We start from the raw sequence: 17,312 nt of genomic DNA on the forward strand, positions 1-17,312 counted from the left end.
TGCAAAGGTCCGGCTTTCGGGGGTCAGGGCGCAAACGGCGGCGCCTCGTTGACCTCGATGATCAACGGCCGGTCGCCTGGAGCTTGGCGCAACAGCGTTTGCAGGTGCGCGTGGTCGAGGGCACGTTCGGCCAGGCAGCCAAAGGCTCGGGCGATGGCCACAAAATCAGGGGTGTAGATGTCCACGCCCAGCGGGGTGATGTCGCGCCGTTCCATGTAGCGCTTGATCTCGCCGTAGCCCTGGTTATTCCACAGCAGCACGATAATCCCGACCCGCGCTTCCACCGCGCTGGCCAGCTCCGGCAGCGTGAACTGAATGCCGCCGTCACCCATCAGGCTGATCACCGGCACCGTCGGGTCAGCCAGCTTTGCGCCGATGGCGGCTGGCACGCCGTAACCCAGCGTGCCGTAGCCGGTCGATGCGTTGAACCAGCGCCGCGGGCTGTCGAGGTCGACCAGATGATTGCCGCTGTAGACGGTCTGGGTCGAATCACCGACAAAGCGTGCGTCAGGCAGCACTTCAAGGATGCAGTCGAACAATCGCCGGTAATGCGTCCAGCCGCTGAAGTCCTCGACCAGTTGTTTTCGAACCTGCGTCGCCTGTTGTGCGCCTGGGCTGTCGATACGGGGAATACGGGACGGCAAGGCGTCCAGCAGCGCCTTCATGGCCAGTCGCGCATCACTGACAATCGAAAGGCTCGGCGGATGGTTGCGGGTCAGTTGCGTGGCGTCGATATCGATGCGAATCAGCTCGCCGCCAACCCGGAAGTTGCCGTCGAACACCACGTCGTAATCGGTTTCGCCCAACTCGGTGCCGATGGCCAGCACCACATCGGCGTCCAGCGCCAACTGCCTCACCGGAACCAGTGACTGGTTGCTGCCGATCAACAACGGATGATCGCTCGCCAGCAATCCCTTGGCATTGATGGTCAGCGCGGTCGGCGCGTCGAGACGTATGGCCAGTTCGCTTGCCTCGATTGCCGCGTCCACACAGCCGCCGCCCAGCAACAGCAGCGGCTTTTGGGCCTTCTGAAGACGTTCGGCAACTTCATGAATCGCTGCCGGGTCCGGCGCTGGGCGAGCGACCACTTTGCGCGGGCGCACCTGCAAGTGATCGGCAGCTGCGGTGATGATGTCCAGCGGCAATTCGATGTGCACCGGTCGCGGCCGCTGGCTATCGAACACCGCAAACGTCCTGTCCAGTACGTAAGGCAGTTCATCGACGTCCATCAGCGTATGGCTGAACGCGCTGACACCCGCCACCATGGCGCGCTGATCCGGCAATTCGTGCAGGTAGCCGTTGCCCAGCCCCAAACGGGAGCGCTCGTTGACGCTGGAGATCACCAGCATCGGAATCGAATCGGCGTAGGCCTGGCCCATCGCGGTCAGGATGTTGGTCATGCCCGGCCCGGTGATGATGAAACATACGCCGGGTTTGCCACTGACCCGCGCATAACCGTCGGCCATGAACCCTGCGCCCTGCTCGTGACGCGGGGTGATGTGACGAATGCTGCTGGACGGCAGGCCACGATACAGCTCAACGGTGTGCACGCCGGGAATACCGAATACGGTATCGACGCCCCAGGCTTGAAGCTGTTTGACTAGAAACTCGCCACAGGTGGTCATGCCATCGACTCCTGTTCCAGGCCAATGAAGCGGCGTACCCGTTCATGGCCGTCGCTGCGGATCTCGGCGGGTGAGGCATCGGCGGCCACATGACCGTTTTCCATGAACACAATGCGGTCGGAAATCGACAGGGCGAAATCCATCTCGTGAGTCACGATCAGCATGGTCATGCCCTCTTCTGCCAGGTCACGAATGACATTCAGCACATCGCCCACCAGTTCCGGGTCAAGTGCCGAGGTCGGTTCGTCGAACAGCATGATGTCCGGCTCCATGGCCAATGCGCGGGCAATGGCGACCCGCTGTTGCTGGCCACCCGACAGTTGATGCGGGTACTTGTCGGCATGGGCCAGCAAGCCCACCCGGTCTAGCAAAGCATGGCCTTTGCGGCGCAGTTCACTGGAGCTGGCGAGCCCGTGGTAACGCGGGGCCAGAATCACGTTGTCGAGGATGGTGCGGTGCGGAAACAGGTTGAAGTTCTGGAACACCATGCCGATGCGCCGAATGCCCTGACGGATTACCGGGGAGTCGGGGTGCTTGCCAGCGGCGATGAAGTCATTGCCGAACAGCACGATTTCGCCCTTGTCGATGCTTTCCAGATTGTTGACCGTACGAATCAGTGAAGTCTTGCCGGAGCCTGACGGCCCGATGATGGAAATCACTTCTCCTGGGCGTACGGTCAGATCAATGCCTTTGAGCACTTCGTGATTGCCGTAGCGCTTGTGAATGCTGCGCAGCAACAGCGCATCCGGTTGTCCGGGTATTTTCTGAACCGGAGGTTTGCCCTTCGCGGCCGGTTGACGAAGCGCGGCCGCCTGACTGTCGTCCAGTGTCTGGGCGTTCTTGCGAGACAGATCAAGGTGCCGCTCGGCCCACTGCAGCAGCCAGCCGAACACGGTGACGATCAGCACGTAATACACGGCCACTGCGGCGAGGGTCTCCAGCACCAGGAAGTTCTGCGCGTAAAGACGCTGGCCCACCAGCAGCAACTCGTTCAACGAAATGACCGACACCAGCGAGGTGAGTTTGACGATGGTCACGTATTCGTTGGTCAGTGTCGGCAGTGCAATGCGTATGGCCTGCGGAATGATCACCAGCCGCTGAGCGCCGAGCCCGCGAATACCCAGAGCCTTGGCCGCTTCACGCTGGCCCTTGAGTACCGATAGCAGTCCGCCGCGATGGATCTCGGCCATGTACGCGGTTTCGGTCAGCACCAGCGCGATAAGCCCGGAATAGAACGGCTGCGACAACACACTGCCGGTCGATGGGAACAACTGCGGCAGGTTGTAGACGAACACCAGCAGCACCAGTAGCGGGATGCTGCGAAACAGCCAAACGTAGAAATGTGCGGGTAGGCGCAGCCAGGCGTGGCTGGACAGCTTGGCGCTGGCCAGCACAAAGCCCAGCGCAAGCCCGAGCGTCCATGCCAGGGTGCTCAACTGAACCACCGTGACGCAGGCTTTCCAGAAAGCGGAAAACGAAAACAGCGAGAAGAAATAAGCCCAATCGAATGCCATGTTGACCTCGGTGCAGCGGGTGAAGGTGATGGCCGGTGTAGCTGTGGCGTTGACCTGCAGATGTCGCGACATTGCGAAAAGCTTGTTTGTAGGAGCGCGCTTGCCCGCGATGGCGTTAGCACAGTCGCTGATTGATCGTCTTAAAGATCGCATCGCGGGCAAGCGCGCTCCTACCGTCCGGTGTCTGCTGTGCGTCCTGGTTGTCTCAGGAGCACAGCACCCTCGGCTCACGCAGGCTCAAGGTTGTACTTCTTGAGAATCTCGCTGTACTCGCTGCTTTTTTTCCACGCGTCCACCGCACTGCGCATCTGCTCCGCCAGTTCGGTATTACCCTTCTTCACGTAGATGCCCAGCGTCATCGGGTACAGCGCTTTTTGCGAGCTGATCACAATACGGCCACGGGCCTTGTCGATGATCATCTGGGCTGCGGCGGAGATTTCCAGGTGCGCCTGAATGTTGCCGGACATCAGTGCCTGGGACGCCTCGGCAGTGGTCGGAAATTCACTGATGGCGATCTCGCCCTTGTTCTGTTTGGCGCAGTAATCGGCGGACACGGCCTTGAGCTGGTTGATCCAGTTGGTGCCCTGTTGCAGGCCGACTTTCATGCCGCACAGGTCTTCAGGCTGCTGCGGCTTGGTCGTGTTGTCGCTGCGGACCATGATCGCAGCCCCCACCTGCGCGTAAGGAATCGCTTCGGCCTGCTTGGTGCGCTCGTCAGTGATGTACATGCCCGAAATGATGGTGTCGAAGCGGTTGGCGTTCAGGCCCAGGATCAGGTTCGGAAAGCGCGTGTCGACGAACTCCACTTTCAAGCCACCCAGCTGTTTGGCCAGCGCAGCGGAGACATCCGGGTCGAAACCGACCACCTTGTCGCCGTCGTAGGACTCGAACGGAGGGTAGGAAATCTCCATGCCGACCTTGAGCGTGCCGGGTGTTGCCGTAGGCGCTGCATGAGCGGCACCGGCAAACAGGGCCAGGCCGAGAATCGAAGCGGCAAAGCGCGAAAGCGTGGTGTTTTGCATAGTAGTCATTCCAGATTGAGGGAAACGGCAGGTCACGAAGTCACGCTCTGGTTTTTCAGGTGCCCGAAGCTTGATGGCTTTCTGGCGCGTTCCGGCAGGGCAATTTGCCCGCTGGCCACGCGCTGGCGAAGGTATTGATAGGTTTGCAAAGCCTGGGCCCACATGTGCTCGCCGATGGCGATTTCCTCGTAGCCCTGCCCGGCTGCTGCGAATTGCGGCAAGGGTTTGATCAGGGTGTGGTAATCGCAGGCATAGAACAGCGGAAAGGAATAACGCTCTTGTTTGACCTTGCGCACCCGGTGCGCGGTGGCCACGAAGGCCCCGCTGGTCATGACCTCAAGCATGTCGCCGATGTTGACCACGAACGCATTCGGCAGCGGCGGCGCATCGATCCACTCGCCCTTTTCGTTCATGACCTCGAGCCCCGGCTGATCAGCCATAAGAATGGTGAAGCACTCGTAGTCGGTGTGGGCGCCGATGCCCGGTGCGTCTTCGGCGGTGGCGTCGAACGGGTAATGGATCAGGCGAAGTTTGGATGGCGGGAAACAGGCCATTTCATCGAAGTAATGCTCATCCAGCCCCAGCGCCAGGGCAAATCCACGAAACAGCTGACGCCCCAGGGCGAAGACAGCTTGGTAGTAAGCCTGCACGGCGGTCTGAAATCCGGGCAACGTCGGCCAGTCATTCGGACCCAGCAACGGCGTACCGGCGATCACCAGCGGGTTGTCGGCGGGCACTTCGAACCCGACATCGAACGCTTCCTTGTGATCCGGCCTGCCTGTGCCGTACACCTCTTCACCTTCAGGCACGAAGCCCTTATGGGTCTGCGAGGCACCGATGTAATGACGCATCTTGGCGTCGATCGGCTGGGCGAAATAGTGCTCGGCGGCGCGGTGCAGGTTGTTGATCAGCGCAGGCTCGATCCCGTGCCCGGTGATGTACAGAAAGCCCACCTGACGGGCAGCCTCACCCAGATGCTGAGCGACTGCCTGACGATCCTCCAGACGCTCGCTGAACAGCCCTTGGATATCAACCACAGGAATGTGCGTGAAAGCAGGACGTTCACTCATGACAGCGGCCTCGCGGATGGATTGAAGAAGGTATTGAAGTGCTCGCGCTCGGTACGACCCATCCAGGCGTTGAGGCTCCACAGATCGGCGACTGGTACATCGGTAAACGGCAGGTGATGCAGATAGCCGTCGGGGCCGAACTCCGGGGTCATGGTCGTGCCGCTGTAGCCTCGCGCCTGCTGCGATGTCCAGATGTCGGCCCAGTGCTGCTGATGAAACGCCAGCGCCTCGGCATATTCCGGCGCTGCCGGATGTGGCACCTGCGGACCCTGGTCATAACCGACCCGCGCCTGAATGTGGTGCACACGCTCGACGAAAGCGCGCAAATCGTCAGCCGGATCGTTCAACAGACGTTCGCACGTCACCACCCAGTGGCTGATGTCGCTGGTGAAACGCAGGTCCGGTACCTGCTCGATCAATTGCAGGGTCAGCCAGGGATTGAACAGCGAGCGCGCCCGATGAGTTTCGAAGCTGCACACCAAGCCGCTGCGAGCGGCAATCTCCAGCGCCTCCCCGAAAAAGTCCACTTGCTGCGCCAATGGCCAGCGGTCGTTACCGGCCAGCACGTTGACGAAGCGCGGCTCCAGCTCTGCTGCCAGCTGCAACTTATGGGCGAAGTCGTCCAGATGCTCGGCGGGCGTGGCGGACTGAGATGGCAGCACGGGCGTCGAGGTGAACAGAATGGCGATGTAAGGCACTTGGTTGTCGCGCAGAAAGGCCCCGAATGCAGCGCGCTCTGCGCCTTCTTCAGGGATGCGGGCTTCAAGTCCATCGAAACCTGCGGCTCGCGCTTCATCCAGCGCCTGCTGCCAAGTGCCTCGGTAGCCCCATAGCGTACGAAAGAGTTCCAGTTTCATGAGCATGCCTCATCGTCTGCGCCCGCTTGGGGAGCAGCACCGATCACGAGTGGACGGAAGCCGGTTGTACCGCGTTGCTCATCGCCTTGCGGCCGAGCACCGGGTGCGCGCCTTTTGGGCCGTAGACCCCGGCAGGCTCGGGAAAAGTGCGTAGCAGGGTCAGGTACAACAGCGTCGCCAGGCCGAGTGTGATCGGCAGGCTGATGTCGATACCGCCAGCGAGCTCACCCAATGGCCCCACAAATTGTCCCGGCAGGTTGACGAAGCACAGGCCGGTCGCTGCACTGGGAATCCAGGCACCCAGCCCGCGCCAGTTCCAGCCATGGTGGAACCAGTAATGCCCGCCCCGCTGACCACGGGTGAACACTTGCAGATCGTCGGCGTGATAGAAGCCACGACGAGTGATGAGTCCCAGAATCATGATCACCATCCATGGGCTGGTGCAGGTAATGATCAGCACCGCAAAGGTCGACACGCTTTGCACCAGGTTGAAGGTGAAACGACCGATGAAGATAAAGGCAATGGCCGCAATGCCGATCAGCAAGGTGGCACCGGCACGGCTCAGCATGCGTGGGAAGATGCTCGACATGTCGAGCCCGGTGCCGTACAGCGCGGTGGTGCCGGTGGACAATCCGCCAATGACTGCAATGAGGCACACCGGCAGGAAGAACCAGGCCGGCGAAATCGCCAGCAAGCCGCCGACATAGTTATTGGCGTCGATGTAGTGCGGTGCCTGACTGGCCACCAGGGTCGCCGTGCACAGGCCGAACAGAAAGGGAATCAAGGTAGCGGCCTGCGCTGCCAGCACCGCGAGCATGATTCGTGCTTTTGACGTCTCACGCGGAATGTAGCGCGACCAGTCGCCCAGAAACGCTCCGAACGACACCGGATTGCTCATCGCCAACAGCGCAGCACCAACAAACGCCGCCCAGAACCCTGGCTGTTTAAGACTGACGCTGCCGACGTAACCCGCATCGAACGGGCCGGCGAACGCGAAGATGCCCAGCAGAAACAGCAGGCTCGACGCCCAGACCGCGATCTTGTTGACCCACAACATGAAGCGGAAACCAAAGATGCACACCACCAGCACCAGGATGGCGAACAAGCCGTAGGCCAGTCCCAGACTCAGGTCATTTTCCGGCAGACCGATCAGGCGCTGTGCGCCGCCGACCAGTGCGTCACCGGAGCTCCAGACCGACAGGGAAAAGAATGCCACCGCCGTCAGCAGCGACAGAAACGAGCCGATGATGCGTCCATGCACGCCGAAATGCGCGCCGGAAGAGACTGCGTTATTGGTGCCGTTGAGCGCGCCGAACAGCCCCATGGGTGCAAGGATCAGCGCTCCAACCATCACGCCAAGCACAATCGACCAGAACCCGGCCTGAAACGACAACCCGAACAGCACTGGAAAGCTGCCCAGCACTGCCGTAGAAAAGGTGTTGGCACCGCCGAAGATCAGACGAAACAGATCCAGCGGGCGTGCATGACGCTGGCTGTCGGGGATCTGCTCGACGCCCCAGGTTTCAATTCGGGTTTTGTCGGGTTTTTCGGCACGCGTCGAATGGCTCATGTGTCGCTCCAGCACCTGTCACGGTTGTTGTAAGGCCAGCGCAGGCACGCTGACCCTTTATGGCCGCCCGTTAACCCCGGGCGGAGGGTCGATCTGATTATTCTTCTGTCACACGTAATCGGGTGTTCATGCCCAGAGGCTCAACGGCGCACCACGCCCGGCAGCACGCACAGCATTTCGTACAGCAGATTGGCACCCAGCAGTGAGGTGTTGCCGGTGGTGTCATAAGGAGGCGACACTTCCACCAGATCGCAACCGATCAGGTCCAGCCCTTGGCAGCCGCGAATGATCTCCAGTGCCTGAATGGTCGTCAGGCCGCCCACTTCAGGTGTGCCGGTGCCCGGTGCCCATGCGGGATCGATGCCATCGATGTCGAACGACAGATACACCGGCCCGCCACCGACTTTTTCGCGCACTTCAGCCATCAAGGGTGCCAGCGACTGGTGCCAGCATTCCTCGGCCTGCACCACGCGGAAACCCTGCTTGCGGCTCCAGTTGAAGTCCTCGGCGGTGTAGCCCTGGGCACGCAGGCCGATCTGCACCACACGCTCGCTGTCCAGCAGGCCTTCCTCCTGGGCGCGGCGGAAGGTTGTGCCATGGGCGATTTTCTCGCCGAACATGTGATCGTTGACGTCGGCGTGAGCATCAATGTGCACCAGCCCGACCTTGCCGTGCTTCTTGTGAATGGCGCGCAGGATCGGCAGGGTCAGGGTGTGATCGCCACCCAGCGTCAGCGGAATGATGCCGTGACCGAGAATACGGTCGTACGCCTCTTCGATGATGCGCACGCTGTCCAGCAGGTTGAAGGTATTGATCGCCACGTCGCCGATATCGGCCACGTTCAACGAGTCGAAGGGAGCGGCGCCGGTGGCCATGTTGTACGGACGGATCATCACCGACTCGGCGCGAATCCCGCGTGGTCCGAAGCGAGTGCCAGGGCGCAGCGACGTGCCGACGTCCAGCGGAATGCCGACAAAGGCCGCGTCCAGACGGTCCAGTTCTTCAGGGGCTTGCACATGGGGCAGGCGCAGCATGGTGGCGATACCGCCAAAGCGCGGCATCTCATTACCGCCCAGTGGCTGGTGGAAAGTCTTGTCCACGAAGGGCCTCGCGTTGTTCCGATAAATGTGCGGCCATTCTGGTGATGGCGTGGGAGCAGAAGAATCGCTGCCAGCAAATACTCAGTTCAGAGATTTCTAAACTATCGCCGATTGTCGTCGTCGGCGTTTGGCAGGCATGATGTGTGCCGCACAAGGCTGCTGATATGCGCAACAGACACCAGCCGCCGAACCACCGACTGCCCACGGAGCGCCCATGTCCTCTGCCCTGCCCGACCTGAAACTGCTGCGCATCTTCGCCAGTGTGGTACGCCATCAAGGGTTCGCGGCAGCGCAGCAGGAGCTCAATCTTTCCACGTCGGCGATCAGCACTTACATGAGTCAGCTCGAAACCCATGTGGGGCTGGTGCTCTGTCATCGGGGTCGCGGCGGTTTCAATCTGACCAGCAAGGGTGAGCTTTTCCATCAGGAAACCCTGCGACTGCTGGCAGAGCTCGAAGGTTTCGAACGCTACAGCGCGGCGCTCAAGGGCGAACTGCGCGGCACCCTGAATCTCGGTGTACTGGACTCGACAGTCAGTGACCCGGCATTGCCGCTGGCGGATGTCATCGGGGCCTACAGCAAGGAACACCCGGCGGTCCATTTGCACCTCTCGGTGCTCAGCCCTGCGCAACTGCAACTGGGTGTGCTGGAAAACCGTGTGGACCTGGCCATTGGTTCGTTCTCTACGCGCATGAACGGTTTGATGTACCAGGCGCTGTACCGCGAACAGCACTGGTTGTACTGCAGTGACCGGCACGAGTTGTTCGAGCAGCGCCGTATCCCGGCAGAAGTCATCACCCAGCAACGCATGGTCGGGCGTGGTTACTGGAGCCAGGCCGAACTGGCCCGTCACGGCTTCAAGGACAGCGCCGCGACGGTCGAGTCCATGGAAGCGCAGCTGATTCTGGTGCTGTCAGGCGCTTACATCGGCTATCTGCCGGAGCACTATGCGCAGTTCTGGGTGGATCAGAAGCGCCTGAAGGTCTTGCTGCCCACCACATTCGGGCATCAGGCCCCCTTCTCGCTGGCACTGCGCCGCGGGCGTGTCAAAGAGCCTTTGATTCAGAGTTTCAGAGACCGGTTGAAAACCTGGTTCAAGGGATAGCGCCTGCTACTGCTTATACCGATCCGCTGTGCGTAAATCCTCAGCCGCATTCGCCTTGTGCTTCTGCCGTTTCGCGAGCCACAGGCACAACCCGGCCCAACCTCCGGCGACCGGCAGGATCAGCATGGCAACGATGCCAAATCCTGCACCCATAGCGGCCAGCCCCACCGACAGCCATCCGCTCATCGCGTCGCCACCCCGATACACCAGCGTTTCGATGACATTCTTGGCCTTGTACTTTTCTTCGCGACTGACCACTGTCCAGAGCACTTCCCGCGCCGGGCGCACTAAGGAAAATTCAATGGCGCGGCGCAGCCCCTGCGCCAGCGCGACGGTGGTCGGCACCGGTGCCAGCGCCATGGCGGTAAATGCGACAACGGTTGCCAGCGGTAACGTGATCAGCGCACCGCCGACGCCGATCATGCGGATCAAAGGACCTGTCAGCAAAAGCTGGAACGTCAGGGTCAGCGCCGACACGATCAGATCGACGACCGCAAAGAACTGTGTCCTGCTGGCCACGTCCGAATAGCTGTCCGCGACGATACGGCCTTGCTCGAAGTACAGAAAAGTCGCAGCGGTGGTGTGCAGGAGCATAAACAACACCAGCCCCAGCAGGTAAGGCGAGCGTGAGATCAACGTAATGCCGGCAAGCATGCTGCCGCCCATGCGGCGATCCACGCGCAAAGGATCAACAGACTGCGCCTCGGTGCGAGCCAGAAGCGCGCGATGGCAGCGAACAGCCAGTTCCAGCAGCACGGCAGCGGCCAGGGTCAATGCAATAGGCCCAAGGCGCGACGCCATGGTCGCAGCCAGCAACGGCCCGATGAAGGTGCCCAGTGTGCCGCCAGCGGCGACAAAGCCGAACAGCCGCTGCCCCTGCTCACTGGAAAACCGATCAACCAGCACGCTCCAGAAGATCGACACGATGAACAGGTTGTATACGCTGATCCAGACGAAGAACACGTTGCCGACCTGCACCGGCGCGACCCGGTTCGCGATCAGAACGCCGAAAAGGATCATCGTCAGCGCGATGCATCGATAGATCAACGGCACGAAGCGTCGTGTCGGCAGTCTGGACACCAGCGCGCCAAACAGCGGGACCATCAGCAGCATCACCAGAAAGGTCGCGGTGAAGAGCCACTGGAGTTTGTCGGCACCGCCTTCCAGGCCAAGCGCATCGCGCAAGGGGCGTACCAGGTAATAGCTTGCCAGCACGCAGAAATGGAAGGCGAAACCGAGCAATAAAGCAGCTCGCTCGCCGGGCCGCACATTGGTCCACTTCAGCGCTGCTGCGCGAATCATGGTCGGGTGCCTTGAAACGATTTACTTGGCAAGGGGATGCTCCCACACTCCGGCTAAATGCTAAAGCGATGTGCCAGAGACATTAAGGCCTCTTCCACGGTTCAGTGCCCGCAGATGAGCAGCTGTATTTTGGAAACAAACCCATCATGACGAAGGGTGAATAACGGTATGCCTGACGTCGATTTGACCAGCCGGTCAACATTCCCTACCGTGACCGACCTTTTTCCCGGCCCGAGACACTGATGACTACCCGCTCCAAACTGCCTTCAACCGTCTACCTGCTGGGTCTGACGATCTTTTCCCTGGTGACAGCCGAATTCATGGTTGCCGGAATGATGCCTGCGCTCGCCGAGGCGTTTTCCGTCAGTCTGGCGCAGGTCGGTAATCTGATTGCCTATTACGCACTGGGCATGGCGCTGGGCGGTCCGCCGGTCACGGTGTTGCTGCTCTCCCGAGGCATCAGCAACAAGCGGGCATTGGTCTGGTTGCTGACGTGTTACGTGATCGCAGGCGCTGTTGCAGCGGCGGCCCCGAGTTATGGGGTGCTTGCCTTTGCGCGCATCATCATGGGTATTTCGAGTGCCGTGTGCATAGGTTTGTGCATGACGATATGCGCAGGTCTGGTGGCGCCTGAAGGTCGCGGTCGCGCGGTTTCGGTGGTGCTGGCCGGGTTGATGCTGTCTCCGGTGATCGGCGTACCGATGACCACCTGGGTCGAGCAGCATGTCGGCTGGCGTGCCAGTTCCTGGGCCGTGGTCGCGTTGGCCATGCTGTGTACGGTCCTGGCGACACGCCGCCTGCCAGCCATTCAGAAAGGCGGCGAGCCTCCACTCAGTCAGCAATGGGCGGGCTTGAAAAATCGCACGCTGTGGGGTGCTTACATCACCAGCGGCCTGATCATCGGCGGCACCTTCGCTGCGTTCAGTTATTGCACGCCGATCCTGATTCATGAGGTCGGCATTGCGCCGACGCTGGTTGCTCCTGTTCTCGCCATCTATGGCGTTGCCAATCTGATGGGCAACATGATCGTCGGTCGTTTCGCAGACCGCCACACCTTCCCTGCCCTCGCCTGGGGCCTTGCGCTGATGGTGCTGGCATTGGGTGGCTTTGCCCTGGCGGGCGATCATCTGTGGCTGAATCTGGGCTGCTTCTTCGCGCTAGGCCTCACAGGTGTCGCCTTGAACCCGGCGATGGTTGCGCGGGTGATGAAGGCGGCCGAACCTGCGGCCATGGTCAACATCCTGCATACTTCGGTGATCACTGCGGGCCTGGCATTTGGCAGTTGGGCGGGTGGTGCCGTGATCGATGCCGGGTATGGTTTGCGTTCGCCGCTATGGGTCGGTGCCGCAATGGCGCTGGTGGGCTTGCTGAGTCTGCTGCCTGCGATGAAGTCGATGAAACGTGAACAAACGGCGCCAGAATCTGCTGAATGCGTTTCGTAAAATGCATTACTTAAATAATGTGATCATTAAGATATAACCAGAAAGACTTTTACAGCGCATTTCTACACGGTTAGGTTTAACTCAGACCGACCCCTTCCTCCAGGCGGAGGCACACGATCAGCGATACCCGCCGCCTGGAGCCTGCCTTTAATGATCCCCTCTGTCTCTTACCCGCAAGGCTGCTGTCCCTGCCTGAATCCTGGGCGGTGGCTCGTCGACCCTTGGGCGGTCGCTTCCGGCTGCCGTTCTGAAAATGATGCGACCCCTACAGGAGTACACCCATGAGCAAGCAACGCCAACTGAAACTCGGTGCAATGGTTCATGGCGTCGGCCACGGCTGGGGCGAATGGCGCCATCCGCAGGCCCTGGCCAATGCCAGCGTCAATTTCGACTTTTATAAGCAGCAGGCGCAATTGGCGGAAACCGCGAAATTCGATTTCGTGTTTATCGCCGACAGCCTGCACATTCATGAAAAATCCAGCCCGCATTACCTCAATCGTTTCGAACCGCTGACCATTCTTTCTGCGCTGGCGGCCACCACGCATCACATCGGTCTGGTGGCGACCGTCACGGTCAGTTACACCGAACCCTTCCAGGTCGCCCGCCAGTTCGCCTCGCTGGATCACATCAGCGGCGGCCGGGCTGGCTGGAACGTGGTGACGTCCTGGCTAAGTGGCACGGCCGACAACTTCGGCAAGGCCGAGCATCCGCCGCATGCGGTGCGTTATCGCATTGCCAAGGAGCACGTTGCAGTGGTCAAGGGCTTGTGGGACTCCTGGGAAGACGATGCTTTCGCCTACAACAAGCAGAGCGGCGAGTTTTTCACCCCCGGCAAGCTGCATGCGCTGGACCACAAAGGTGAGTTCTTTGCGGTCAAAGGTCCGCTCAACATCGCTCGCTCGAAGCAGGGCCAGCCGGTGATTTTTCAGGCGGGCACTTCCGAGGATGGGCGTAATTTCGCCGCGCAGAATTCCGATGCGATATTCGTCCACGCCGAATCGTTCGAAGAAGCCCGCGCCTACTATCAGAATTTGAAGCAGCGTGCCACCGGGTTCGGCCGCAATGCCGATACGTTGTCGATTCTTCCGGGTATCCGTCCAATTGTGGGTCGTGATGAAGCCGAGGTGGAAAGCCGTTATCGGCAGGCTGTGAAGCTGGTGACCATCGAAGACGCGATCGTCGCGCTCGGTCGACCGTTCAACGATCATGATTTCAGCCAGTACCCGCTCGACGCACCGTTTCCCGAACTGGGCGATCTGGGTTCCAACAGCCAGAAAGGCGGGTCGGACCGCATCAAGCAATTGGCCCGTGACGAAGGCCTCACCCTGCGCGAAGTCGCCCTGCGTTTTTCCAGACCACGACGCGACTTCGTCGGAACACCTGAACAGGTCGCAGACGCCATACAAAACTGGTTCGAACAAAGCGCTGCCGACGGTTTCATCATCAACTCGCTGCTGCCCGACGGCCTGGCGTACTTCACCGAGCTGGTCGTGCCGGTGCTGCAACAGCGCGGGCTGTTTCGTGATGAGTACAGCGGCGATACGCTGCGCGATCATCTTGCTCTGGACGTGCCGCCCAATCGTTATGCCGGCGTCGCACAGGAAGAACACAGCGAGGCACTGGCATGAGTCAGCTCGTTATCGCCAGTCAGTTGGATGAACATTTCAATGAGGTCATCCGCCAACGCCTGGAAGCTGTCTTGCCGGACGCTCGGATCATCAGTGTGCCCACCGGGGTGCCCAGTGATCTACCGCCAGAAGTCAGCGTACTGCTGGCGCGACCGATAAACGTGCGGGGTTATCAGGCACCTGATACCGCGCCTCCCGGCTGGCCCTATGGCTTGAAGTGGATTCAGGTGGTGTCGTCGGGCATCGACTTCTACCCTTCATGGTTTTTCGACGGCCCGCCAGTGAGTACCTCACGCGGCAGCGCGGCAGATAATATCGCCGAATTTGCCCTTGCGGCGATCTTCGCAGCGGCCAAGCATCTGCCGGACATCTGGGTAAAGGATTCGCAGTGGAATTTCACCGCACTGACGCCCCTCAAGGGCAGCACCCTGGGGATCCTGGGGTTTGGCGCGATTGGCCGCAGCCTGGCGACCAAGGCCCATGCGCTGGGCATCAAGGTGATTGCGCTGCGTGAAAGCCAGACGCCGTTCGAGGTGGCGGGTGTAGAAGCGGCACGGGACGTTCATGATTTGTTCGCCCGCTCCGACCATCTGGTACTGGCAGCGCCGCTGACCGCTTCGACCCGGCACCTCGTCGACCGCGCCGTGCTGGAGAGTGCCAAACCGGATCTGCACCTGATCAACATCGCCCGGGGCGGTCTGCTGGACCATGAGGCGTTGCTGGAAGCGCTGGACACGGGTCGCGTCGGCCTAGCGTCGCTGGATGTCACCGAACCCGAACCCTTGCCGGACGGCCACCCGCTTTACGCTCACCCCAGGGTTCGGCTTTCACCTCATACCTCGGCGATTTCCAGCAACAGTCACCATGAGATTGCCAACAGTTTCCTGGCCAATCTGGAGCGCTACCTGAAGGGCTCGGCATTGGAAAATCAGGCGAACGTGAAACGCGGGTACTGACCCGAAACGTAAAAGGGCTTCGACGCCTTCACGTCGAAGCCCTGTGTTCGTAAAGACTTTCTAGGCGGTCCTCGCCGCTATCGCTTCGACTTCCACCAACGCCCCCGGCAACGGCAGAGCCACAACCTGCAAGGCAGTACGCGCGGGTTTGTTCGGCTGCTCAGGCGTTCCGAAAAATTGCGTGTAGCCGGCCTGCAGGCCCGCGAAGTCGAGCCTGCCGCCGGTTTCTTCGGCGCCCACCAGAAAAATCCGCAGTTGCACGATGTCGCCCAGGTCCAGGTCCTGCTGCCTGAGGATGGCGCGCAGCTTGTTGAATACCGAAACCGCCTGCACTTCGGTATTGCCGTAGGCCGCAGGTGTTCCGGGCTGGGCCTGAGGGTTGGCAAGGTCGGGCAAGGTGCCGCTGACGAACACCAGACTGGCGGAGGCTGGAACGGTCACGGTTTGCGAGATGGGGAAATCGCCGACGCTGGTGCGTTGAATGCTGTCGCTCATGGATGTTGCTCCTTGGAGGATGGATTTTCGGGAATGGGTACAGCGTCACACCGCAATCGCTGCGGTGTGACGCTGCTGAACTACCTGTTCAGCCAGTTGCGCAACCACATGACGTGCCGAATTGGCGGCTGATTCCTGCCAGATGCCGACGCCGCTCTGCACCAGACCATCGCCGGCGAAATACACCCGGCCGTGGCCGGCTTCAAGCAACGCGCTGGCGTCGGCCGGGAAACGCTCGCGTTGCAGCCATGGGCCTTCGCTGAACGGGATCTGCTCCCAGGACACTGCCAGCGGATGGCGCAGGTGCCTTGAATAACCTGGATGCAAAAGCTCAACGGCCTCGCGTGAGGTGGCGTGCTGCGCCTCCAGAGGCAGCTTGCCGAAGGCTGCGGCGCCCTCGCCTGTCACGTAACCGGCAACCAGCAGGCCTTCGGCGGTATTCAGGTCGTTGCTCGGGTACCAGAGCAGGCGCGCCGGGTGTTCTACCCAGGACAGTCCGCCGTAGGTGCGGTAATCGGTTTCCCAGAACCGTGGCGATTGCCAGGCCACTTTGGTCGCCTGATCGTTGCGCGTACTCAGCAGCGCTGTCTTGATAGGGTCGCTGAAGTCGGTGTCCAGCCCGGCCAGCAGAGGCAATGGCAGCGTCGAGACCAGATAGTCGGCATGAGACACCTGTTCGCGGCTACTGCGTTGATCGTGCCAGGTAACGGTCACACCCTCCGGGTGCTGACGAATACTGTTTACCCTGGCGCCGAGCTGCACCTGCCCGGTCAGGCGCTGGTAGAAGGCATCGGTAATGCGGTCCATGCCGCCGACCGGTTGGAACATCGTGGCCGAAAACTCGGGAAATTCGGTGTGCAGCAACGCGCCCCAGAGCTCGGGATGCAGCAGCCGCTCCAGCGTCAGCGGAGCGACGCTGCCCGGCAGCGCCCCCGGATGGCTGGCCGATTCAAGATGCCCGGCACGGAGGCTGCCTTCGTACGTCAACTCCTGGGACAAATCGCCGTACACCTGCAGAAAAGCCAGCAGGCGGCTTCGTTCTTCAGCGCTCAGCAGATCGTCAAGCGCATCTCGCTGCACAGCTTTAGCCAACAACCCCGAGACGTGGCCACGGGCGTCGTTGATCGCCTGCCCGGCAGAGAACGCCGGTCGATTCAGGTCCGGACGCACTTGCGCGCCGTGGCTGCTGTTGACCAGCACCTCCAGCGGCACGCCCAGTTCGCTGCAGTAATCGAGCAGGGTCCGATGCTGACTCGGAATTCGGCCAGGTCCTGCGTTGAAATAAACGCCTTGATCGAATGCCACCGTCTGCGAGCGACCGTCCTTGTAGTCCACACGGTCGCCATTGCGCAGGGTCCAGGTTCGGCCACCCACCCGGTCGCGGGCTTCGAGCACCTGCACGTCGAACCCGGCCCGTTTCAGCTCCAGCGCTGTCACCAGCCCGGCAATCCCGGCGCCAAGCACAAGTACGCGGGTGCCCTGCCCCAGGTCCTTTTGCAGTTTCAAGGGCTGGGGTCTCCGGTGGGACGATGGCCCCAGCCCCAATACGGCGAGCGCATCCTTGACCGCCTTTTCGCCGCCCACGGCAGCGAGGCTTGAAAGCGCTTCACGTCGAGTCAATCCCAT

Annotated in this window: 14 protein-coding genes; 4 read left to right on the forward strand and 10 right to left on the reverse strand. The window is 61.0% G+C overall.

The window, feature by feature from the left end:
• Positions 1–23: 23 nt before the first annotated feature.
• The 7 genes from QRN20_RS01690 to speB all read right to left on the reverse strand — a co-directional run bounded on the left by QRN20_RS01690 (position 24) and on the right by speB (position 8,758).
• Complete coding sequence (locus QRN20_RS01690; protein WP_122428314.1) at positions 24–1,625, reverse strand: 5-guanidino-2-oxopentanoate decarboxylase; 1,602 nt, start codon at positions 1,623–1,625, stop codon at positions 24–26.
• Complete coding sequence (locus tag QRN20_RS01695) at positions 1,622–3,139, reverse strand: amino acid ABC transporter permease/ATP-binding protein (protein WP_122428555.1); 1,518 nt, start codon at positions 3,137–3,139, stop codon at positions 1,622–1,624. The genes QRN20_RS01690 and QRN20_RS01695 overlap by 4 nt, the downstream gene beginning before the upstream one ends.
• Before the next feature lie 227 nt (positions 3,140–3,366).
• A complete protein-coding gene (locus QRN20_RS01700) occupies positions 3,367–4,161 on the reverse strand; it encodes an ABC transporter substrate-binding protein (protein WP_122428316.1) in 795 nt (264 codons plus the stop codon).
• A 32-nt stretch (positions 4,162–4,193) separates the two neighbouring features.
• Entirely contained in the window at positions 4,194–5,231 is a 1,038-nt protein-coding gene (locus QRN20_RS01705; RefSeq protein ID WP_122614124.1) for an isopenicillin N synthase family dioxygenase, read from the reverse strand.
• Positions 5,228–6,088: a sugar phosphate isomerase/epimerase family protein gene (locus QRN20_RS01710; RefSeq protein WP_122614125.1), complete on the reverse strand. Its 861-nt coding sequence runs from the start codon at positions 6,086–6,088 to the stop codon at positions 5,228–5,230. The genes QRN20_RS01705 and QRN20_RS01710 overlap by 4 nt, the downstream gene beginning before the upstream one ends.
• Positions 6,089–6,131: 43 nt before the next feature.
• The gene (locus QRN20_RS01715) at positions 6,132–7,658 is read right to left on the reverse strand and encodes a purine-cytosine permease family protein (RefSeq protein WP_122614126.1); all 1,527 of its coding nucleotides are present in this window, start codon (positions 7,656–7,658) and stop codon (positions 6,132–6,134) included.
• A gap of 140 nt (positions 7,659–7,798) precedes the next feature.
• A complete protein-coding gene (gene speB, locus QRN20_RS01720; RefSeq protein ID WP_004882292.1) occupies positions 7,799–8,758 on the reverse strand; it encodes an agmatinase in 960 nt (319 codons plus the stop codon).
• 214 nt (positions 8,759–8,972) lie between these two features.
• Between speB and QRN20_RS01725 the strand changes: the two genes are divergently transcribed.
• A complete protein-coding gene (locus QRN20_RS01725) occupies positions 8,973–9,863 on the forward strand; it encodes a LysR family transcriptional regulator (protein ID WP_004882291.1) in 891 nt (296 codons plus the stop codon).
• 6 nt (positions 9,864–9,869) lie between these two features.
• Here the strand turns inward: QRN20_RS01725 and QRN20_RS01730 are convergent, their stop codons facing one another.
• Entirely contained in the window at positions 9,870–11,165 is a 1,296-nt protein-coding gene (locus QRN20_RS01730; RefSeq protein WP_029242642.1) for an NTP/NDP exchange transporter, read from the reverse strand.
• 242 nt (positions 11,166–11,407) lie between these two features.
• Between QRN20_RS01730 and QRN20_RS01735 the strand changes: the two genes are divergently transcribed.
• The 3 genes from QRN20_RS01735 (at position 11,408) to QRN20_RS01745 (ending at position 15,191) form a co-directional block, all read left to right on the forward strand.
• Complete coding sequence (locus QRN20_RS01735) at positions 11,408–12,607, forward strand: MFS transporter (protein WP_096766918.1); 1,200 nt, start codon at positions 11,408–11,410, stop codon at positions 12,605–12,607.
• 281 nt (positions 12,608–12,888) lie between these two features.
• Positions 12,889–14,235 carry an LLM class flavin-dependent oxidoreductase gene (locus QRN20_RS01740; RefSeq protein WP_122614127.1) on the forward strand — a complete coding sequence of 449 codons (1,347 nt, stop codon included), beginning with the start codon at positions 12,889–12,891 and terminating at the stop codon, positions 14,233–14,235.
• Complete coding sequence (locus QRN20_RS01745; RefSeq protein WP_004882279.1) at positions 14,232–15,191, forward strand: D-isomer specific 2-hydroxyacid dehydrogenase family protein; 960 nt, start codon at positions 14,232–14,234, stop codon at positions 15,189–15,191. The genes QRN20_RS01740 and QRN20_RS01745 overlap by 4 nt, the downstream gene beginning before the upstream one ends.
• Positions 15,192–15,251: 60 nt before the next feature.
• On the opposite strand, the gene QRN20_RS01750 is transcribed toward QRN20_RS01745, so the two are convergent.
• Together QRN20_RS01750 and QRN20_RS01755 are read right to left on the reverse strand one after the other, a co-directional pair.
• Positions 15,252–15,686, reverse strand: a complete 435-nt coding sequence (locus QRN20_RS01750; protein WP_029242652.1) for a RidA family protein — start codon at positions 15,684–15,686, stop codon at positions 15,252–15,254.
• 45 nt (positions 15,687–15,731) lie between these two features.
• On the reverse strand, positions 15,732–17,312 hold the full coding sequence (locus tag QRN20_RS01755; protein WP_122614128.1) for a flavin monoamine oxidase family protein: 1,581 nt from the start codon (positions 17,310–17,312) through the stop codon (positions 15,732–15,734).

Origin of the sequence: Pseudomonas sp. fls2-241-TYG-175, from assembly GCF_030209155.1 — a bacterium.
Classification (GTDB): Bacteria; Pseudomonadota; Gammaproteobacteria; order Pseudomonadales; family Pseudomonadaceae; genus Aquipseudomonas; species Aquipseudomonas viridiflava.